The following is a 20376-nucleotide window of genomic DNA, read 5'->3' as shown; positions in this document are numbered from 1 at the left end:
ATGGTGAATGCTGGTGTAACTCGTAAATTCGGTTCTTCTGATGAGAAGAAGGCTATTCCTGAACGCTACAAGGGCGGTCCTATCAGTTCTATTTATGTGTTGCAAGATGAAGTAACAGCGTTGAAAGCTGAAAATGCACGTATGCAAGAAAGCCTCCATGAGTTGTCTTCTGTTAAGGATGATAATGCACGTATGCAAAAACGTATTGATGAATTATCCTCTGTGAAGGAAGATAATGAACAAATGAAGGCTCAAATTGCATTGTTGATGCAACAAGCAGGTCTTACAAAATAATCGAATCTGAATATTCGAGTTCTTCATGGCTCATGTAAGGATTGTGAAAGCCGCCCTTCGGGGGGCGGCTCATCATAAGGAGGATGTATGAAATTCAAAAAAATTATGCCTGTATTGGCGCTTGCTTGTGTATGTGCAGTTGGTCAGGCGGATGCGGCTCGGGATACTTTGATGATGCCAGAACAACCAGCTGAACCATTAAACGTGATTGAAGCAGAAGTGGCTATTCCTGTACCTAGCGAAGAAGTTCGTGAAGTAGTGAATGCTTTCACACAATTCCAATTGGATCAAAAAGATAGATATATCATGGACGACTCTCGTATTATGAAGGGCCAAGAACGGTACCGCAATAATGCATTGTATTATATGAACGTTCGTCGTAGCTGGTACATTGTGAGTCATCGTTATAAGAAAGACAGCTATGCACGCATGGCGTTAGATCGTTTGTATAATGATTATAAAGACTTTTTTATTAATCATGTGACTGTGTCTGACGATGAAAAAATGGACTATGCACAACAAATCATCGATATCTTGGATCGCAATACGGCCAATGTACATGATGATGAATTGCGTTTCTACATGAATGAAATGGTTATCTTTAGCTTGAAAGAAGCTATGAAAGACGGCAACAATCGCGTGAAACCTGCCGAATAAGAAGACATTTCTAAGATGATGGAAGAACATCGTAGGGTGGATCTTCGACAAGCGATTTATGCACCAACAATTCAATAAAATTTAGACCACATAAATTATGAAAGCCGAGGCAGTGATTGCCTCGGCTTTTGTTATTGTCTTTAGACTGGTTCGCGACGTAGTCGCGAATCATAAAACCACCCGTTTTACGGGTGGTTCTGATTATTTGTGCAAATTTTATTGTATATGTAATTATACGATTTTAGCGTTTTTATCGTATTCTTCGCCACCTGCATCAGGAAGCATACCGTACTCAATAGTCCATAAGTGTTTATATTTTAAAGCTTGATTGTGAATACGTTCGATTTGAGTTTCATCTGTGCGAACAATACGAGCAGGAATACCTACGACTAAAGAGTTAGGTGGGATGACAGTGTTTTCTTTTACTACCGCACCGGCTGCAATAATAGAGCCAGAGCCAATATGACAACCACTTAATACAATGGCACCCATGCCAACTAACACATTGTCTTCGATTGTACTAGCATGAACGATGGCACCGTGGCCGATTGTTACATAATCGCCAAGGACGCATGCTTTATCGTCGTCTACATGTAATACAGAGTTGTCTTGTACATTAGAGTAACGACCTACTACAATCTTGTTTACGTCACCACGAAGTGCACAGTTTTGCCAAATAGATGCATATTCTTTAAGTTCTACATCACCAGCAAGTTCTGCACCGGGCATTACACAACTTTTAGTATCTAATTTTGGATATTTTCCATGAAATGGTAACATATGACACTCCTAATTGATTAAACAATTTCAAGAAGGCGTTGAGCCTTACGAATAGACATAATAGCTTCGTTCATTACTGTTTGAACAATTGTATGAGCTGGTTCGATAGCTACAAGACGATTCAAGGCTTGACCAACTTGTACGGCGCCGTTTACTACATCGCCATCAATAGCGGCGCGTTTATTAGTACCTTGAGACATTTTTGTGCGCTCTTCAGGTGTAGTAACACCATCAGTTTCTGCTGCTAAATAGCGAGTCGTAAATTCATTTTTTAAGCTGCGAACGCCGCCGTGTCCAGAGAGAAGACCAGTTACAACAGAATCAGTATCTGTTGCTTTGATAATTGCTTCTTTCATATTTTGATGTGCTTGGCATTCTTCTGCTAATAAGAAGCGAGAACCCATTTGTACACCTTGTGCACCCATTAATAAAGCTGCGGCAAGACCACGACCATCAACGATAGAGCCTGCTACAACAACTGGAATACTGATTTCTGGCAAAATATTTTCCATTAAAGACATTGTTGTTTGGCTACCAATATGACCACCAGCTTCCGTACCTTCTACAATCATCGCATCAGCACCAGCTTCTTCAATACGTTTAGCCAATTTAAGGGAAGGTACTACAGGGATAACCTTGATACCAGCCTCTTGGAGCGGTTTGATATATGGTACAGGATTACCAGCACCAAGTGTTACGAAAGCAGGTTTTTCTTGGATGATAACATCTACCAACTCGTCTTTATTAGGAGCCATCAACATAAGGTTAACACCGAATGGTTTATCAGTTAATTCTTTACATGCACGAATTTCATTACGAGTCCATTCAGCATCGCGGCCACCAAGGGCGATAACACCTGTTGCACCAGCATTAGCAACGGCAGCAACTAATTTGTGTTCAGATACCCAAGCCATAGCACCTTGGATAATAGGGTATTCAATTTGTAAAAGTTCTGTTAAAGCTGTTCTCATAAATCCTCCTATGATAACAATATAAATGACGATTTCTCTGACCGATATTTCATATTAAGATCGTGAAGTTCTTATTATGATTATATCGCATAGAGAAGTAAGTGTTCATAAGTACATACTTATATAATAAGTTATTAATTAAGTTCTTTTAGAATATATAATATAACAATATTCTCTTCTATATATAATAGTATAATATATAAATTATGTACACCTTAGGTCTGATTTTAGTTAATACTTTAAAAACTATCGGTATAATAATGGCCATTATTTATATTAATAGATATATTGACAGATAAGTAGCAATAGGGAAAGGGATTGAGGTAAATTTAGGTCATAATCGGTCTAAATGATAATACATTTCAAATTATAATGTAGCACAAATCCGCATATTATATATGCTTTTTAAATATTAGAAAAATGAGAAATTAAGAAAATGAGTATTGAAAAGTTTCGATATCTTTGATATACTACATTACAGATAGAGTATCTGAATTATAAAAGATAAATATTAAACAATAATTTTCAAGTGAAGGAGGAAATACTCATGGAAAAATACGTATGCGTAGTATGTGGTTGGGTTTATGACGAAGCTGTTGAAGGCGTAAAATTCGAAGATCAACCAGCTGATTATGTTTGCCCAATTTGCGGTGTTGGTAAAGACCAATTCGAAAAAATGTAATTGACTTACCAAAAAGACTATCTTGAGTCCGCTTAAGATAGTCTTTTTTATTTGACAAAGCACTATGTCATGTTTATAATATTATGAGTCGAGGTAAGATTATGAAACTGCAAGTAGAGCAAGCAAAAGAACATATAGGAAAGAAATTTCCTTATAGCTATACGATACCAACCTCTGAGCTTGGTGACGTAACTGCTTTTCCTTGGAGCCGTCATGATATAACCATTAATGGTGAGTTTTGGTTTGATGGTCAAAATTACATCGTTCAAGGTTCGATAGAGTCTAAAGGTGATTACGAGTGTTCTCGTTGTTTAACTACAACAGAGCATGATCGTAAGGATTCCTTTGAGGAAATCTTTAGTGATTCTAGAGACGCTGCTGAAGATGTGATTCCTTTCGATGGAGAGGAAATTGACTTAACCGAACTAATTAGGGATACATTAATCATCAATGAGCCCTCTCAAGTGTTATGTCAGGATGATTGCAAAGGATTGTGCGTTCATTGCGGAGCAAATTTAAATGTTTCACCTTGTTCTTGTGAATCCTTTGTGGTGGATCCTCGATTTGCAGAGTTACGTGCTTTGCTTGATGAGAAAGATGATAGATTGTCCTAATGATTGTACTAAGGAGGTGCAGATAATGGCAGTACCTAAGCGTAGATTGTCTAAATGCCGTCGCGATCGTCGTCGTGCTAATTGGAAATTAGAAGCTCCTGGTTATGTAGCATGTCCACAATGCCACGAACCTAAGATGCCTCATCGTGTTTGCCCTACATGTGGTCACTATAAAGGTGAGCAAGTAGTAGCTAATGCTTAATATGTGAGCGGAAAAAAGACGCCTACTGTAGTAGTAGGCGTCTTTTTTGTATGCTTTTGTATACTTTTAGTAATATATATAACTTAATATACTTCATATGCATTAGTCAGTGCCGCTATTTTATAGTAATATAAAGCTGTAGAATAGTGGCATTTTTTTATACTTTTATAAACAAAACGATACTTAAATATAAAATAATATCTATATTTAGTATATATGAGGAAAATCTGTTACTATATGTATGAAAAGCCTTGCCAATAGGGGAATTATTGTATATACTTAGGATGTAATATTAATACTAGGTCATAAAAGGTGGTCCCATGAGTCGGTTAAAGAAGCAAGAGCGCCAAAAGCAGTTACAAGAAAAACTGAATATTACGCCATTTCTTACTGATGAAGAATTGGCAACACACTTTAATGTAAGTGTGCCAACTATTCGTCTTGATCGGCTAGAGTTGGGGATTCCTGAATTGCGTGAACGCATACGCGTCATGGCTACAGGTCAATCACAAGAAATGGTAGAACATGTACCGTACGAAGTGGTTGGTGAATTGATTGATGTCACGGAAGGGCGACAAGCATTATCGATGTTGCGCACTACTGCAGACATGGAAGATCGATTTGGATATGTAGAGCCACAGTATTTATATGCTCAAGCGAATTCCCTCGCAAAGGTAGTCATGGGGACTACTGTTTGTTCTGCGGAGGTTGGAAATATAAAATATAAAAACCCAGTAGGAGCTGGTACTAATCTGGTGGCAAAAGCAGAAATTGTACGTCGCCGTGGTAATAAGTTCTTTATTTGGGTCATTATAAGAGATAAAATAAAAGAAGTATTTCGCGCAAAATTTATTATGGAATCCGTAGAGAATAGGGTGTAGATTATGAAAATTGCAATAGACGCCATGGGTGGCGACTTTGCTCCATTGGAGACTGTACTAGGATCCATTGAAGCCGTACGAGCAAATGAGCACATTGAAGTGGTGCTCGTCGGCGATGAGCAGCAAATTTTTAATATATTAGAAGCTAATAATGAAGCTAAGAATCCACGCATTTCTGTACATCATGCCAGTCAAGTCATCGGTATGGATGAGCATCCAGGACAAGCATTGCGTAAGAAAAAGGACGCGTCTGTTGTGGTAGCAACATCTTTAGTTCGTGATAATATTTGCGATGCCGTAATTGCTCCTGGTAGCACAGGTGCTGCTGTAGCAGCTGCATTGTTTGGACTCGGTCGCATTAAAGGGGTTGATCGCCCAGTTATTGCTACTCCGATGCCAACAGTGAGTGGTATTACTGTTATGTTAGACTCAGGTGCTAACTCCAATAGTAAACCAAAACATCTTGTACAAGGTGCTTTGATGGGCTCTGAATATGCAAAACTTTTATTGGGTAAAGAAAATCCTACAGTAGGATTGTTAAATATTGGCGAAGAAGCCACAAAAGGGAACGATGTCGTTCTAGCCACATATCCAATTTTGGAACGTATGAAAACCATTAATTTTAAAGGAAATATTGAAGGTCGTGACATTCCTAAAGGGGCCGTAGATGTTGTTGTATGCGATGGTTTTGTAGGTAATGTGGTACTTAAATTTGCGGAAGGTCTAGTAACAGGTCTTGCACAATTAGTAAAGGATAGTATCATGGCAGGGAGTATCTTTGCTAAGATTGGTGCTATGCTCGTAAAGCCAGCTTTGAAGAAGATGGCTAAACGCTTAGACCACACAGAAAATGGTGGTGCTCCACTCTTAGGGGTTAATGGGGTCTTTATGATTGCCCATGGTAGCTCTAAATCAAAAGAGATAAAGACTGCTATTGAAATTGCTGGAGATTTAGTAGAGCGTAAGATTATTCAACACATAAGAGAAACAATGGATATTGAAGGAGCCTTGAAGTATGACTATGATGAGTAAACCGGTAGGAATCATTGGTACTGGGAGCTTCCTTCCTGACAATGTAGTAACAAACTTTGATCTTGAAAAAATGGTTGATACCAATGACCAATGGATTAGAGAACGTACTGGTATCGAAGAACGACGCATTGCACCGGAAGGTATGAATACATCCTATATGGCAACTGAGGCTGCCAAGAAAGCTATGCAAATGGCTAAGGTTACCGCAGAAGACATTGATATGATTATTTTTGCTACCTTAACACCGGATATGATTATTCCTTCAGCAGCTTGTGTATTACAAGCGAATTTAGGAGCTAAAAATGCAGCGGCTTATGATTTGCAAGCTGCATGTTCTGGCTTTGTTTATGGATTGATTACTGCAGCTAGCTATATTAGCTCTGGCTTATATAAAAAGGTACTCGTTGTAGGGGCAGAAATTCTCTCTCGTCGAGTGAATTGGAATGATCGTGGTACATGTATCCTCTTTGGTGATGGTGCAGGTGCTGCAGTAGTATCTGAAGTTCCTGAAGGTTATGGCATTAAAGGTGTTGATATGGGAGCTGATGGTACTGGTGGTCCATCTCTTTGTATTCCTGCCGGAGGTACAGCTGTAGTTGCCAATGACCAACGCGTTGAAGAAGGTTTAACATTCATTCATATGGATGGTCCTGAAGTATATAAATTTGCTGTTAAAACGATGGGGCGTACGGTTCTAAGATCTTTAGAACGTGCTGGAATGGAACTTAATGAGTTAGATTTCTTCATTCCACATCAAGCAAATATTCGCATTATTGATTCGGCTGCAAAACGCTTACATATGCCGATGGAAAAAGTATTTGTTAATTTACATAAGTATGGTAATACATCTGCCGCGTCTGTAGCGATAGCTTTGGACGAAGCTAATCGTGAAGGACGTTTCAAACGCGGTGATAACGTTGCGTTTGCAGGATTTGGTGCAGGCCTAACTTGGGCTAGCCTTGTCTTGAAATGGTATTAAGGAGGACACATCAAGATGATTAAGACTGACATTTGTGATTTATTGCAGATTGAGTACCCGATCTTACAAGGTGGTATGGCTTGGCTCGGTACTGCAGAATTAGCGGCAGCTGTTTCCGAAGCTGGTGGCCTTGGTATCATTGGGGCTGGTCATATGCCTCCTGATATTTTCCGTAATGAAATTCACAAATTGAAAGAACGTACAAGCAAGCCATTTGGTTGTAACATCATGCTCATGTCTCCATTTGTAAAAGAAGTTATGGAAGTAGTTGTGGAAGAACGCGTTCCTGTTATTACAACAGGTGCTGGTAATCCTGGCGTGTACATTCCAGCTTTAAAAGAAATCGGTACAAAGGTAATTCCAGTAGTTGCTTCCGTATTACTTGCAAAACGCTTGTTGCGTGGCGGCATTGATGCAATTATTGCTGAAGGTACAGAATCCGGTGGTCACGTAGGCGATATTACAACTATGGCATTGATTCCTCAAGTGGTAGACGCTGTAGATGTACCAGTTATTGCAGCTGGTGGTATTGCTGATGGTCGTGGTATGGCTGCAGCCTTTGCATTGGGCGCTCAAGCAGTACAAATGGGTACGCGCTTCGTATTATCTGAAGAATGTATTGCTCATGAAAACTACAAAAATGCAGTGTTGAAAGCGAAAGATCGCGCTACAGTTATGACTGGTTTAACAACAGGTCACCCTGTACGTATCATTGATAATGCATTGGCACATAAATATAAATCCCTTGAATTTAGCGGTGGCTCTAAAGAAGAGTTAGAAAACTTAGGTGCAGGTACACTTCGCAAAGCTGCTATTGATGGTGATGTAAAAGAAGGTTCCGTAATGATCGGCCAAATCTCTGGTATGTTAACAGATGTTAAACCATGTGCAACTATTATCAAAGATATTATGGCTGAAACTGAAACTGTAATTAAAAATCTTCAAGGTCTTGGTAAATAAGGAGGCCCTTATGAAAACGGCATTTGTTTTTCCTGGTCAAGGTTCCCAAAAAGTAGGCATGCTACAAGATTTGTACAATGCGTATCCTATTGTGAAACAACGTTTTGAAGAAGCTGACGAAGCACTTGGTTATTCTATTTCCAAATTGTGCTTTGAAGGTCCTGATACTGAACTTGTTAAAACTGCTAATACACAACCAGCTATTTTAACTGCATCCGTAGCTTGCTATGAAGTTCTTAAAGAACAAGGTTTTACACCTGATATCGTAGGTGGCCATAGCCTTGGTGAATACAGTGCTCTTGTAGCAGCAGGCGTATTGAACTTTAAAGATGCTGTATATGTTGTTCATAAACGCGGTGAATATATGCAAGAAGCTGTGCCATTGGGCAAAGGCGCTATGGCAGCAATTTTGGCATTGCCTCGTGAACAAGTTGTAGCAATTTGTGATGAAGTTAATGCATCTGTTGGCTCTGTACAAGCGGTTAACTTTAACTGCCCAGGTCAAATCGTTATTGCTGGTGAAACAGCAGCGGTGGAAGCGGCTGCAGAAAAGATGAAAGAAGCAGGCGCAAAACGTGCTGTTATGCTTCCTGTAAGTGCTCCATTCCACAGCCGTTTGATGGAACCTGCAGCTCTTCGTTTAAAAGAAGAGTTGGATAAAATCCAAGTGAGCGATGCTCAAATCCCTGTAGTAGCAAATGTTACAGGTAAAATTTTGACTAATGCAAACGATATTAAAGAGTCCTTAGTTACACAAGCTGCTAATCCTGTATTGTGGGAAGACTGCGTAGCTGAAATGGTTAACTTTGGTGTAACTCGTTTCGTTGAAGTTGGTCCTGGTAAAGTACTTACTGGCTTTACTAAAAAGATCAATAAAGATATGGAATTAGCCAATGTTGAAGACATTGCATCCTTAGAGAAAACGCTTGAATTTTTGAAAGGGGTTCGATAAAATGCATTTAGAGGGTAAAGTAGCCATTGTAACTGGCGCATCCCGTGGCATTGGTCGCGCTGTAGCTATCAATTTAGCACAATCTGGTGCTGATGTTGTAGTTAACTATAGCGGTAGCGAAGGTGCAGCTCAAGAAACTGTTGAAGCTGTACAAGCTTTAGGCCGTAAAGCCATTAAAATTAAAGCCAATGTAGCCAATGCTGATGAAGTTGCTTCTATGGTAGAAGAAGCTCATAAAGAGTTTGGTCACATTGACATTCTCGTAAATAATGCGGGTATTACGCGCGACGGTTTGTTGATGCGTATGAAAGATGAAGATTTTGATGCTGTTATTGATATCAACCTTAAAGGTGTATATTTAGTAACTAAAGCAGTATCTAAAATCATGATGAAACAACGTTCTGGTCGTATTATCAACATGACATCTGTTGTAGGTGTTATGGGTAATGCGGGTCAAACTAACTATGCAGCTTCTAAAGCTGGTGTAATTGGTTTCACTAAATCCTGTGCTAAAGAATTAGCAAGCCGTGGCATTACTGTTAATGCTATTGCACCAGGCTTTATCAATACAGATATGACTGATGTATTGCCAGAAAAAGTTAAAGAAGCTATGGTTGCTGAAATTCCATTGGGTCGTATGGCTAATGCTGAAGAAGTAGCAACAGTAGCAACATTCCTTGCTAGCGATTTTGCTAACTATATTACAGGCCAAGTCATCAATGTAGATGGCGGTATGGTGATGTAGTTTCAAAATTAGACTATATATAAATACACTTTGAAAGGAGGTGAACCACCAATGAACACTTTCGATAAAGTAAAAGCAATCGTTGTGGAACAATTAGGCGTTGATGAAGCTGAAGTTACCATTGATTCTACATTCATCGACGACTTAGGCGCTGACTCCTTAGATATCGTTGAATTGATCATGGCATTCGAAGAAGAATTCAATGTTGAAATCCCTGACGATGTTGCAGAAAAAATCAAAACCGTTAAGGATACAGTAGAATATATTGATTCTGCTAAATAAGCTGTAAAGCTGACAATTCAGCCGCACGGGAGGCCGAGTGGCCTCCCAACCGGTTTTATTTACAGGAGGATTTGATAGTGAAGCTCCCTGAACTTCGCATTGGGAATCTAGTGGCCAAAGTACCTATTATTCAAGGTGGTATGGCGATTAGATTGTCTACAGCTCGCTTGGCAGCAGCCGTTGCAAATGAAGGTGGTATCGGCCTTATTGCAGCATCCGGTTTGCCATTTGATGAATTACGATACGAAATACAATTAGCTAGAAAATTATCACCTACGGGTATTATTGGTATAAATGCGATGGTAGCCGCCACACAATTTGCTGGCTTAGTTAAAACTGCCATCGAAGAGGGCATTGATCTTGTAGTAGCAGGTGCTGGTTTTTCAAGAGATATGTTCGCAATGGGCAAAGAGTCTGGTACGCCAATCGTACCAATCGTTTCGTCCGCAAAATTAGCTCGCATTTCTGAAGGTTTAGGTGCAGCAGCAGTAATCGTAGAAGGTTGCGAAGCTGGTGGTCACTTGGGTACAGACCGTTCTGCTCGAGAAATCGTTCCAGAGGTTGTAGCTGCCGTTAAAAATATTCCAGTTATTGGTGCTGGTGGTGTTCTTGATGGTCGTGACATCGTAGAAATGTTGAAATTAGGTGCTAGTGGTGTTCAAATGGGTAGTCGTTTTGCGGCTTCTGATGAATGTAATGCATCTGACGAATTGAAAAAAATGTATGTACGGGCTACTAATCCTGAGGACATTGTATTAATTCAAAGTCCTGTAGGTTTGCCTGGACAAGCAATTAAAAATAAATTTGCTGAATCTGTATTAGACGGTACTGTAGCACCTCCAACGGTGTGTGATAACTGTTTGAAACATTGTTCCCATAAATTCTGTATCATCCGTGCTCTTTCTCGTGCACAACAAGGTGATGTGGAAACAGGTTTGGTGTTCTCTGGCAATAATATGAGAAAAGTCGACAAGATTATGCCAGTTAAAGATATCTTTGCTCAACTACAACAGCAAGTAGCAGAGATTGATTAATTTAAAAGGGCTGTATAGCTATAAGAGGTGGAATAATTGGAAAAACGTGTAGTAATTACTGGCTTAGGGGCAGTGACTCCTGTAGGTATCGGTAAAGAGAACTTTTACAATGCGTTATTGGCAGGTCAATCTGGTATTGGGCCAATTACACGCTTTGATGCATCTGAATATGCAACGCGTATTGCTGGTGAAGTAAAAGATTTTGATGTTACAAACTATGGCGTAGACAAGAAAGAAGCTCGTCGTATGGACCGTTCTGTAGAATTGGCTATCGGTGCTGCTGTTCTTGCTTGTGAAGATGCTGATCTTGATTTAGATAAACAAGATTTAGATCGTTGTGGTACTGTAGTAGGTACTGGTATTGGCGGTATCGACTCTATCCATGAAGTATATGAAACATTATTCGAAAAAGGTCCTGGCCGTGTAAGTCCATTTGCAGTTCCTATGATGATTGCAAACATGACATCTGCACGTGTATCCATCCGTCTTGGTCTTAAAGGTCCTGTTATTACAGACGTAACAGCTTGTACTTCCGGTACAAATGCTATTGGCGATGCTTTCCGTATCATTCAACGTGGTGATGCTGATATCATGTTCGCTGGTGGTACCGAAGCAGCTGTATCTCCAGCTGCTGTAGCTGGTTTCGCAGCTATGAAAGCTATGTCTACACGTAATGACGAACCAACAAAAGCATCCCGTCCATTTGACCGCGATCGCGATGGTTTCGTAATGGGTGAAGGTTCTGGTATCGTTGTTCTTGAAGAATTAGAACACGCAAAAGCTCGTGGTGCTCATATCTACGCTGAAGTTGTAGGTTATGGTACTAATGGTGATGCTTACCACATTACTGCACCAGCTCCAGGTGGTGTACAAGCTCGTAAATGTATGGAATTGGCAATTAAAGATGCAGGTATCGATCCTAAAGACGTTAACTACATCAATGCTCATGGTACATCTACTGGCCTTAATGATAAAAATGAAACATTGGCTATTAAAGAATTATTCGGCGATCATGCTAAAAACATCGCTGTTAACTCTACAAAATCCATGACAGGTCACTTGTTAGGTGCTGCTGGTGCTATCGAAACTATCGTTATGGCGATGGCTATCGAAACTGGCAAAGTTCATCCTACAATCAACTGTGACAACCCTGATGAAGGTTTGGATCTTGACTATGTTCGCGAAGGTGCACGTGACCTTCAAGTTAAATGTGCTCTTTCCAACTCTTTCGGTTTTGGTGGTCATAACGGTACACTTTGCGTACGCCGTTATGAAGGCTAATGGTAGCTGTTGAAGCGCATAAGAGTAAGATGACACAAGCTCGTGAAGAATCTCTTCATGGGCTTGTTGCTCGTTTAGACATACCTGTGTCAGATATATCCATTTTAGATTGTGCTTTTACACATACATCTTATGCGAATGAACATAAATCAAAGCATATTAATCACAATCAGCGATTAGAGTTTTTAGGCGATGCTGTTTTGGATCTTATTATTGGGGAATACCTATTTAAGACTTATCCAGACATGGCCGAAGGTGATTTGACGAAAATTAAGGCTGCTACAGTATGTGAGGATTCTTTAGCATCTGTAAGTCGTTCTTTACAATTGGGGCAATATTTATTGCTCGGTCATGGTGAACGTGCTTCCGGTGGTAATAATCGTAATTCTATTTTAGCGGATACCTTTGAGTCTCTCATTGGTGCTATCTATATTTCTACAGATTACCAAACGGCGATGGAGTTCGTTTTAAAACATCTCATTACTTATATCAAGCAAGCTTTAGAAGGTAAACGGGGCAAGGATTATAAAACCTTGTTACAAGAATATGTGCAACGGGATGGTGATAAACATATCGTCTATCGTTTGCTCAGTGAAAGTGGTCCCGACCATGCTAAGACCTTCCATATGGTGGTTGAAATCAATGGTGTTACTTACGAGGCAGGCTCTGGTAAAAGTAAAAAAATTGCAGAACAACATGCGGCTCAATTAACGTTAGAAAAGTTAATGGCCAAATAGAAAAGCGCCTAATGGCGCTTTTTTCTGTATAATAGTATATAGAATAGTAAATATATTTATCTTATGATTGTTTGATCATTGTATCAAAAGCCTTATATCTTAATATATTAATTACTTATGATAAGGAATAAATACATGGATATTAATATATTAATATAAAAGGTTTTGACTGAGTTTACTTTATATAAGAAAGGAGGGTGACTATGAAACCATTTGGTATGATTCCTTTTTTTATACCTCATGTAGGGTGTCCTTATGTATGTACATTTTGTAACCAGTCCCGTATTACAGGCCAATCGGGTATTAGTCACCTAACACCGGATTATATTAAAGAAACGATTACAGATTATGTGGGTAAAAAAAGAAATGATAGGTTTTGGGAAGTCGCCTTTTATGGTGGATCATTTACAGCTATCAATAAAGAGTTACAACATCAATTATTAGCTCCTGCTTCTGAGATGCTTAAGCGCGGTATAATTGATGGTATACGTTGTTCAACGCGGCCTGATGCTGTAGGTGATGAAGCAATTACCTTGTTACAGTCTTATGGGGTAAAAACAGTAGAACTTGGTGTGCAGTCCTTGAATGATGATATTTTAGTCGATGCTAAGCGCGGTCACACCGCACAAGAGGTAGTAGAGGCTGTTCCGCGATTGAAGCGACGTGGAATGACTGTAGGTGTTCAGCTTTTACCAGGATTGAAAGGTGAAACTTGGGAAACCATTTTAGAAACCGCTATTGCTGTAGTTAAACTAGAACCAGATTTTGTACGAATCTATCCTGTTCTTGTTATAGAAAATACGGAATTAGCAGATCAATATAGATCTGGTGAGTATGAGCCATTAAGCACTGAGCAAGCTATTAAATATTGTGCATTCTTAAAGGAATGGTTTGAACAGCATGATATTGAAGTTATACGTACAGGATTACAAAGCACGGAAGAGCTCGATTCAGGCAATAGTTTGATAGCAGGTCCCTATGAACCTGCTATGGGTGAGCTCGTCGTAAATGAACAATATAAACAACGTATTGAAAGATGTATTGATGATCATTTTTCTTCAGAAAATTTATTAGGAAAGCAAAATGATTACAATTTTTCTCATTTTGATTGTTATCATACCCATAAGGTAGGATGTAGATTTTATTCGGATAGTGGTGATATTTTGATGAAACATAGGATTGTAATTTCTTATCCTAGAAGCAGTACATCAAAGGTGCGAGGTCTCAAAAATCGCAATATTTTATATTTTCAAGAAACGTATCCTCAATTTAGCATAGATTGGTGTGAAGATAGTACGAGAAATACTGTTCGTTGCTGTATTGATGGCCTACAATATGTGTTATAATAAAAGATATGATTAATTGGGGTTGTTAGTAGAAAGGAGGCAGTCATGCAATTACTTCGGTTAGAATTAAAGGGCTTTAAATCGTTTGCAGATAAAACGGTTGTAAAATTCTCGCCAGGAATGACTGCCGTTATTGGGCCTAACGGAAGTGGTAAAAGTAATATTACGGATGCTATGAAATGGGTGTTAGGGGAATCCAATGTCCGTAACTTACGTGGTCAAAAAGCAGAAGATATTATTTTCTCTGGTACGGAAAAACGCAAGCCTATGAGTGCTGCTGAGGTTACACTTGTATTTGACAATAGTGACCATCAATTAGATGTAGATATGGCTGAGGTTGCTATTACACGCCGTATTTATCGTACTGGTGAAAGTGAGTTTCTCATTAATAAACGCTCCTGTCGTTTAAAGGACATTCACCTTTTACTAGCCGATACCGGTCTAGGTAGAGACTCTATGGCTATCATCGGTCAGAACCGTATTGATGCTATTTTAAACTCTAAGCCTGAAGAACGTCGCCTTATCTTTGAAGATGTAGCTGGCATTTCACGTTTTAAGATCAATAAAGAGGATGCATTGCGTCGTATTGCTAGTACAGATCGAAATATGGAACGCGTACGAGACGTAATGGCTACTATCGAAGAGCAACTAGGACCTTTGTCTGAAAAGGCGGAAAAGACTAAAAAATATATGACCTTAAGTCGTACAAAGCGCGACTATGATGGGGCATTAGGCTTTCACAATTATAAGACCTCTGATCGTTTATTAACGCGTTTTGAAAATGATAATATTGCATTTAAGGATGAAGAGATTGAGCTTCAAACTGAATTGTCTAAATTGGAAGCTCGCCGTCATACCTTGCAATCCGCATCAACAAAGGAGCAAGAACAACTCAAGTTGTGGGAAGCTCAGTATACGGAAAAGCAACGTGATGAAGAACGTTTAGCAGGTCATTTACGTCTGTTAGACGAGCAGTTGAAGACAGCTCGTCGTGAATTAGATGAAACATCTATGCGTATTAGTGAGCTAGAGGCGACTCAAAAAGGTGAAGAACAACAATTACGCATTTTAAATCAATTGATTCAAGATGAAAGTGCTCAACTAGTAGAGAAAGAATCCAAACTAGAAGAGTTAGAGTCGAATTATAAAAAAGCTGTTGAAGATGTTAGTGCCGAGCAAGCGAAGTTCCAGTCCTTGCAGTCTAATCGAGAAGCCTTTGAGCAACATCAATTAGAACTTGTGAGCGCTATTGAAACAGCAAAGGCTAGTATTCGTAGCTTAGAAGCTCGTAAGGAAGAGTCTATAAAACAATGTGAGGTTTTAAAGGCTGAAATAGGTCAAGTAGATAGTGAATTACAAGCAGCTCGCGGTGAATTTGACACATTAGGCCAACAGTTTAATGCTATTTCTGCACAACGACAAGCCCTCGTTGATGGCGGTAAAGAAGCAGCCTTACAAGCTCGTGAAGAACGCAAAGAATTACAAAAATTACGTACCCAAGAGCAACGTGCAAAAGGGCGTTTAGAGCTGTTAGCTCAATGGGAAGAGCAACATGAAGGTTATTTAGAAGGAACGAAGAATATTCTTAATGGTAAAGGCGCTTGGCGTGAACAGATTACAGGCGCTGTTGGCGATCTCTTTACGGTAGAAGATAAATATACTACGGCTATCGAAACGGCATTAGGTGGTAGTGTTAATCATGTTGTAACTACTACTGCTCGCGCTGCTGCAGAGGGTGTCAATTATTTGAAATCTATCCAAGGTGGCCGCGTAACCTTCTTGCCGATGGATTCTGTAAAAGGAAAACCTTATGATACGCCGGCTTTACATGAAAGTTGTGTAATTGGTACTGCTGTTGATTGTATTTCCTTTGATAATACATACGCTCATATTTTCCAATACTTATTGGGGCGCACCTTGGTAGTAGCCTCCATGGATGATGCTATTGGTTTACAAAAAAAATATAATCAACAATTGCGTATCGTTACGCTTACCGGGGAACAATTCCAACCTGGTGGTTCTTTAACTGGTGGTGCTACAAAGCGTAAGCGTGCCTCTGTATTGAGCCGTAAGGAAGAGGCGGCTAGCCTTGAACAAGAGCTCCTTCAAATTGAAGATCAAATTCGTTCCTTAACAGCTAGCTTGGAAAACCTTGAAAAACGGGTTGAAGAAGCCGAAAAAGAACGAGCTACCCTTGATGAAAGCTATCAACATACGAACTTACTATATGTGGCTAGTGAAACAAAGGTACAAAATATTCAACATCAAATGGATCGTAAGAAACGTGTTCTCCGTGAAGAAGAGCAACGTTTATTACAAATCGATATTGATTTAGCTAGTACAACGGCTAACTTGAAAGACCAAGAAGCGGCTCTTGCTTCTTTGCAAGAAGACCACGGTGTAGATGGCAATCAAGGGGCCTTAATGGAGCGTTTAACTGTATTACAAAAGGTACAGCAAGAGGCTTATGAAGCTTTCACAGAGGCACGCCTCATCTGTGATACATTGCGACAAACCATTAAGGAACGTGAAACTCAGCGAGAACAACGTAATCAATCAATTGCTAACATTGTAGAGCGCTTAACACCGTTACGTAATTTGCTAATTAGTACTACAGAGCGCTGTGAAGTGGAGCTACCAAAGGCTAAAGAATTGGCAGACCGTGAACTTACTTCAGCTACAGCCGAAGTTGAACGTTTGCGTGCACTTCGCGATGAAGCCTATGATAAAACATCTACAGGACGTGAAGAGATGGAATCTATCCTCGGTGAACAAGATCGATTGAACCAACGATATAAAGTCGTTCAAGGTCGACTCGTCGATATGGAAGGTAAAATTACTCGTCATCGCATGGACTGCGAACGCTTTGTAGAAGAGTTACAAGCGCTTGGTTTTACCTTGGAAGATGCGCAGGCCCTTCGCATTGAAGGCTCAGTTAGTGATTGGAAGGATGAACAAGCACGTTTGATGGCTGAAATTGCCGAGCTTGGCCCCGTCAATCCGAACGCTGTTGAGGAATATGAAGAAACCAAAGAACGTTATGATTTCTTAACTACACAGTTAGCGGATTTAGATACAGCGAAGGAGCAATTGCAAGCGGTTATTGCTGAAATGGATAAGGCTATGAGTACACAGCTATACGATGTATTAGATGTAGTAGGCCGCAGATTCCAAGAAGTATTTAGCCAATTGTTTGGCGGTGGTACAGCCCAAATCGTACTGACTGATCCGGATAATATCTTAACTGGTGGTATCGACTTCTACATTCAGCCACCAGGGAAGAAACGTCAACAATTGACCTTGTTATCCGGTGGTGAGCGTGCCCTTACGGTTATTGCTTTATTGTTCTCGTTCCTCGATTATCGTCCTGCGCCGTTCTGCGTGCTTGACGAAGTTGACGCAGCCCTTGATGAAGCCAATGTTGAAAGATTTAGTTCTTACTTAAATCGGGTAAATAAAGAAACACAATTTATCGTAGTATCGCACCGTAAAAAGACGATGGAAGCTGCCGAAGTATTACAAGGGGTGACCATGGTTGAACGAGGCGTATCGCGATTATTAACAGTAGCATTTGAAGATGTGAAGGAGGATCTGGCATAATGGCATTTGGATTCTTTAATAAAATTAAAGAGGGCTTAGAAAAAACTCGTAAGTCCTTTGTAAAAAATGTAGAAACAGTGATCATTGGTTATGCAGAAATTGATGATGATTTTCTTGATGATTTAGAAGCAGTTATGCTTACTAGCGATCTTGGTCCTAAAACAACAGAGTATTTGATGAAGGAAATCCGTCGTGGTGTTACAGAAGGTATTATCAATAATACCGGTGATGTTATGCCATTTATGGAAGACCGTATTACAGAAATGCTTGTTGACCAAGAAGATGAGATTACACTACATCACCCAGAAGTTATTCTTGTAGTTGGTGTAAACGGTGTTGGTAAAACTACGACTATCGCTAAGTTAGCTAACTATTACACTAAAGAAGGTAAAAAGGTTATTATCGCTGCAGGCGATACATTCCGTGCCGCTGCAGCTGACCAATTATCTATCTGGGCTGATCGCGTAGGTGTGCCTATCGTTAAACATAAAGAAGGCGCTGATCCTGCAGCCGTTGTATATGATGCAATGGAAGCGGCAAAAGCTCGTAATGCAGACCTTGTTATCGTTGATACAGCTGGTCGTCTACACACAAAAGTGAACCTTATGGAAGAACTTAAAAAGATGGGCCGCGTAGCGAATAACCACGTAGAAGGGGCTCCGCATCAAACCTTGCTCGTCTTAGACGGCACTACAGGTCAAAATGCAGTAAGCCAAGCTAAATTATTTGGTCAAGCCGTACCAGTAAATGGTATTGTTGTTACTAAGCTTGATGGTACAGCAAAAGGTGGCGTAGTTATCTCCATTAAAGAGGAATTAGGCGTACCTGTTCGCTGGATCGGCGTTGGCGAAGGCATGGATGACTTGCGTCCATTTAATGCAAAAGAATTTGCTAATGCACTATTTAATAAAGGAATGATTCAAGGTGACAAATAAATATAACCGGGAATTCTTACTTGAATATGTAGAATCTGAAAATAAAAAAAACGAATGTAATGTTAGCCTAGAAAATATGAATAAGATTGTTAGCTTAATCGAGTATTTCGGCATTGAATTATATCGTCCTATTACGAGATTACTACTTTCAAACTGGGAAGAGATTACTGAACGTATTAATAACTATTCTGAGTCCGATTGGATGATGGCAGATGAAATCCAAAAGACTACGCCAACATTAGATCGCTTTTCTATTGCTATGCTCACCGAAGTCTTAGAGGGTGAGGATACGTTGAACCAAGCGGAAAATGCAGGCCGCCGTCTATCAGAGGAAGAACTTAAAGCTATCCGTAAACATCAGGATGAACAGTAATGAAACATAATACATATAATTATGAAGGGGGTCAACCATTTAAAGTGGAGGCGCCCTTTACGCCTACAGGGGACCAACCAACTGCCATTCAGTCTTTAACAGAAGGCATTGAACGCGGTGAATGGGCCCAAGTTTTGCTCGGTGCCACTGGTACAGGTAAAACCTTTACAATGGCTAAGGTTATCGAGGCCGTTCAAAAGCCAACTCTTATTATTGCCCATAATAAAACCTTAGCTGCCCAGCTATGTAGTGAGTTTAAAAGCTTCTTCCCTAATAATGCGGTAGAATACTTTGTGTCTTACTACGATTTCTATCAACCAGAAGCGTATATTCCTTCTAGTGATACGTACATCGAGAAGGATGCGTCTATTAATGATGAAATCGATAAACTGCGACATAGCGCTACGATGAGCCTCTTTGAGCGCCGCGATGTGATCATCGTTGCCTCTGTTAGCTGTATTTACGGCTTAGGTGACCCTGAGGATTACTCTGAACTCGTGCTATCTTTGCGCTTAGGTCAGACGAAATCTCGTGATGAAATTCTGTCTAAACTCGTAGATATTCAATATACGAGAAATGATATGAACTTTATCCGCGGTACCTTCCGTGTACAAGGGGATACTATCGAGATTTTCCCTGCCGCGTATAGTGAAAGAGCCATTCGGGTAGAACTCTTCGGCGACGAAATCGATCGCCTCGTTGAGGTAGATGCATTAACCGGTGAAGTGATTGCTGAACGCAAGCACGTTGCAGTCTATCCAGCCTCTCACTATGTAACAACGAAAGATAAGATGCGTATTGCTGTAGAGCGTATTGAAGCTGAATTAGACGAACAATTAGCTAAGTTGAAAGCTGCTGACCGTCTATTGGAGGCTCAGCGCTTAGAACAGCGTACGCGTTATGATATAGAAATGATGCAAGAGATGGGCTATTGCTCGGGCATCGAAAATTATTCACGTCATATGTCTGAACGCAAGGCTGGGGAAGCACCGTTTACATTGATTGATTATTTCCCCGATGATTTTCTCATCATGGTGGA

The 20376-nt window shown here is 40.0% G+C and carries 21 protein-coding genes and 1 pseudogene; 20 read left to right on the top strand and 2 right to left on the bottom strand.

All coding sequences use genetic code 11. The features are described 5' to 3' along the window. A partial coding sequence (locus tag QZR70_RS05045; RefSeq protein WP_295793515.1) for a hypothetical protein occupies positions 1 to 294 on the top strand: 294 nt, incomplete at its 5' end. Positions 295 to 381: 87 nt separating this feature from the next. Continuing rightward, positions 382 to 1029: pseudogene (locus QZR70_RS05040) on the top strand (hypothetical protein). A 153-nt stretch (positions 1030 to 1182) separates the two neighbouring features. Here the strand turns inward: QZR70_RS05040 and QZR70_RS05035 are convergent. Both QZR70_RS05035 and QZR70_RS05030 read right to left on the bottom strand, forming a co-directional pair. Further along, positions 1183 to 1731, bottom strand: a complete 549-nt coding sequence (locus tag QZR70_RS05035; RefSeq protein WP_295793507.1) for a gamma carbonic anhydrase family protein — start codon at positions 1729 to 1731, stop codon at positions 1183 to 1185. 17 nt (positions 1732 to 1748) lie between these two features. After that, positions 1749 to 2702: a nitronate monooxygenase gene (locus tag QZR70_RS05030; RefSeq protein WP_295793505.1), complete on the bottom strand. Its 954-nt coding sequence runs from the start codon at positions 2700 to 2702 to the stop codon at positions 1749 to 1751. A gap of 547 nt (positions 2703 to 3249) precedes the next feature. On the opposite strand from QZR70_RS05030, the gene QZR70_RS05025 reads away from it, so the two are divergent. The 18 genes from QZR70_RS05025 to QZR70_RS04940 form a co-directional block, all read left to right on the top strand. Beyond that, positions 3250 to 3384, top strand: a complete 135-nt coding sequence (locus QZR70_RS05025; RefSeq protein WP_004693422.1) for a rubredoxin — start codon at positions 3250 to 3252, stop codon at positions 3382 to 3384. A 101-nt stretch (positions 3385 to 3485) separates the two neighbouring features. Beyond that, a complete protein-coding gene (locus QZR70_RS05020; RefSeq protein WP_295793519.1) occupies positions 3486 to 3998 on the top strand; it encodes a DUF177 domain-containing protein in 513 nt (170 codons plus the stop codon). A 25-nt stretch (positions 3999 to 4023) separates the two neighbouring features. Further along, entirely contained in the window at positions 4024 to 4200 is a 177-nt protein-coding gene (gene rpmF, locus QZR70_RS05015; protein WP_004693428.1) for a 50S ribosomal protein L32, read from the top strand. Positions 4201 to 4520: 320 nt separating this feature from the next. After that, on the top strand, positions 4521 to 5081 hold the full coding sequence (gene fapR / locus QZR70_RS05010; RefSeq protein WP_295793502.1) for a transcription factor FapR: 561 nt from the start codon (positions 4521 to 4523) through the stop codon (positions 5079 to 5081). A 3-nt stretch (positions 5082 to 5084) separates the two neighbouring features. After that, positions 5085 to 6113, top strand: coding sequence for a phosphate acyltransferase PlsX (gene plsX, locus QZR70_RS05005; RefSeq protein WP_295793499.1), 1029 nt, complete (start codon positions 5085 to 5087; stop codon positions 6111 to 6113). Further along, a complete protein-coding gene (locus QZR70_RS05000; protein ID WP_295793497.1) occupies positions 6097 to 7092 on the top strand; it encodes a beta-ketoacyl-ACP synthase III in 996 nt (331 codons plus the stop codon). Before plsX ends, QZR70_RS05000 begins: the two co-directional genes overlap by 17 nt. Positions 7093 to 7107: 15 nt before the next feature. Continuing rightward, entirely contained in the window at positions 7108 to 8052 is a 945-nt protein-coding gene (gene fabK / locus QZR70_RS04995) for an enoyl-[acyl-carrier-protein] reductase FabK (protein ID WP_295793495.1), read from the top strand. Between the two features lie 10 nt (positions 8053 to 8062). Further along, a complete protein-coding gene (fabD, locus tag QZR70_RS04990; RefSeq protein ID WP_295793493.1) occupies positions 8063 to 9004 on the top strand; it encodes an ACP S-malonyltransferase in 942 nt (313 codons plus the stop codon). 1 nt (position 9005) lies between these two features. After that, the gene (gene fabG, locus QZR70_RS04985) at positions 9006 to 9749 is read left to right on the top strand and encodes a 3-oxoacyl-[acyl-carrier-protein] reductase (RefSeq protein ID WP_295793491.1); all 744 of its coding nucleotides are present in this window, start codon (positions 9006 to 9008) and stop codon (positions 9747 to 9749) included. A gap of 51 nt (positions 9750 to 9800) precedes the next feature. Beyond that, positions 9801 to 10031 carry an acyl carrier protein gene (locus QZR70_RS04980; RefSeq protein ID WP_004693441.1) on the top strand — a complete coding sequence of 77 codons (231 nt, stop codon included), beginning with the start codon at positions 9801 to 9803 and terminating at the stop codon, positions 10029 to 10031. Positions 10032 to 10108: 77 nt separating this feature from the next. Continuing rightward, complete coding sequence (locus tag QZR70_RS04975; protein WP_295793490.1) at positions 10109 to 11065, top strand: nitronate monooxygenase family protein; 957 nt, start codon at positions 10109 to 10111, stop codon at positions 11063 to 11065. Between the two features lie 36 nt (positions 11066 to 11101). After that, the gene (gene fabF, locus QZR70_RS04970; protein WP_295793487.1) at positions 11102 to 12346 is read left to right on the top strand and encodes a beta-ketoacyl-ACP synthase II; all 1245 of its coding nucleotides are present in this window, start codon (positions 11102 to 11104) and stop codon (positions 12344 to 12346) included. Beyond that, positions 12346 to 13083 carry a ribonuclease III gene (rnc, locus tag QZR70_RS04965; protein WP_295793485.1) on the top strand — a complete coding sequence of 246 codons (738 nt, stop codon included), beginning with the start codon at positions 12346 to 12348 and terminating at the stop codon, positions 13081 to 13083. Before fabF ends, rnc begins: the two co-directional genes overlap by 1 nt. A gap of 203 nt (positions 13084 to 13286) precedes the next feature. Beyond that, entirely contained in the window at positions 13287 to 14429 is a 1143-nt protein-coding gene (locus QZR70_RS04960; protein ID WP_295793517.1) for an elongator complex protein 3, read from the top strand. A gap of 45 nt (positions 14430 to 14474) precedes the next feature. After that, positions 14475 to 18029, top strand: a complete 3555-nt coding sequence (smc, locus tag QZR70_RS04955) for a chromosome segregation protein SMC (RefSeq protein ID WP_295793483.1) — start codon at positions 14475 to 14477, stop codon at positions 18027 to 18029. Next, positions 18029 to 18964 carry a signal recognition particle-docking protein FtsY gene (gene ftsY, locus QZR70_RS04950; protein ID WP_024066706.1) on the top strand — a complete coding sequence of 312 codons (936 nt, stop codon included), beginning with the start codon at positions 18029 to 18031 and terminating at the stop codon, positions 18962 to 18964. Before smc ends, ftsY begins: the two co-directional genes overlap by 1 nt. Before the next feature lie 76 nt (positions 18965 to 19040). Then, positions 19041 to 19337 carry a hypothetical protein gene (locus tag QZR70_RS04945; RefSeq protein WP_295793481.1) on the top strand — a complete coding sequence of 99 codons (297 nt, stop codon included), beginning with the start codon at positions 19041 to 19043 and terminating at the stop codon, positions 19335 to 19337. Beyond that, positions 19337 to 20376: DEAD/DEAH box helicase family protein (locus QZR70_RS04940; RefSeq protein ID WP_295793479.1), on the top strand; the 1040-nt coding region annotated here is incomplete at its 3' end. The genes QZR70_RS04945 and QZR70_RS04940, both read left to right, overlap by 1 nt.

The sequence above is a fragment of the uncultured Veillonella sp. genome (assembly GCF_900545205.1).
GTDB lineage: Bacteria > Bacillota > Negativicutes > Veillonellales > Veillonellaceae > Veillonella.
Note: the sequence above shows the minus strand (reverse complement) of the source record. Positions and strands in the feature narration are given on the sequence as shown.

Bases quoted from the DNA above. Each gene is read 5' to 3' on its own strand.
- fabD (WP_295793493.1), top strand. From the start codon at position 8,063: ATGAAAACGGCATTTGTTTTTCCTGGTCAAGGTTCCCAAAAAGTAGGC.
- plsX (WP_295793499.1), top strand. From the start codon at position 5,085: ATGAAAATTGCAATAGACGCCATGGGTGGCGACTTTGCTCCATTGGAG.
- fabG (WP_295793491.1), top strand. From the start codon at position 9,006: ATGCATTTAGAGGGTAAAGTAGCCATTGTAACTGGCGCATCCCGTGGC.
- QZR70_RS04980 (WP_004693441.1), top strand. From the start codon at position 9,801: ATGAACACTTTCGATAAAGTAAAAGCAATCGTTGTGGAACAATTAGGC.
- QZR70_RS05000 (WP_295793497.1), top strand. From the start codon at position 6,097: ATGACTATGATGAGTAAACCGGTAGGAATCATTGGTACTGGGAGCTTC.
- QZR70_RS04945 (WP_295793481.1), top strand. From the start codon at position 19,041: ATGAATAAGATTGTTAGCTTAATCGAGTATTTCGGCATTGAATTATAT.
- fapR (WP_295793502.1), top strand. From the start codon at position 4,521: ATGAGTCGGTTAAAGAAGCAAGAGCGCCAAAAGCAGTTACAAGAAAAA.
- QZR70_RS05025 (WP_004693422.1), top strand. From the start codon at position 3,250: ATGGAAAAATACGTATGCGTAGTATGTGGTTGGGTTTATGACGAAGCT.
- rnc (WP_295793485.1), top strand. From the start codon at position 12,346: ATGGTAGCTGTTGAAGCGCATAAGAGTAAGATGACACAAGCTCGTGAA.
- fabK (WP_295793495.1), top strand. From the start codon at position 7,108: ATGATTAAGACTGACATTTGTGATTTATTGCAGATTGAGTACCCGATC.
- QZR70_RS04960 (WP_295793517.1), top strand. From the start codon at position 13,287: ATGAAACCATTTGGTATGATTCCTTTTTTTATACCTCATGTAGGGTGT.
- QZR70_RS05035 (WP_295793507.1), bottom strand. From the start codon at position 1,731: ATGTTACCATTTCATGGAAAATATCCAAAATTAGATACTAAAAGTTGT.
- QZR70_RS05030 (WP_295793505.1), bottom strand. From the start codon at position 2,702: ATGAGAACAGCTTTAACAGAACTTTTACAAATTGAATACCCTATTATC.
- ftsY (WP_024066706.1), top strand. From the start codon at position 18,029: ATGGCATTTGGATTCTTTAATAAAATTAAAGAGGGCTTAGAAAAAACT.
- rpmF (WP_004693428.1), top strand. From the start codon at position 4,024: ATGGCAGTACCTAAGCGTAGATTGTCTAAATGCCGTCGCGATCGTCGT.
- QZR70_RS05020 (WP_295793519.1), top strand. From the start codon at position 3,486: ATGAAACTGCAAGTAGAGCAAGCAAAAGAACATATAGGAAAGAAATTT.
- smc (WP_295793483.1), top strand. From the start codon at position 14,475: ATGCAATTACTTCGGTTAGAATTAAAGGGCTTTAAATCGTTTGCAGAT.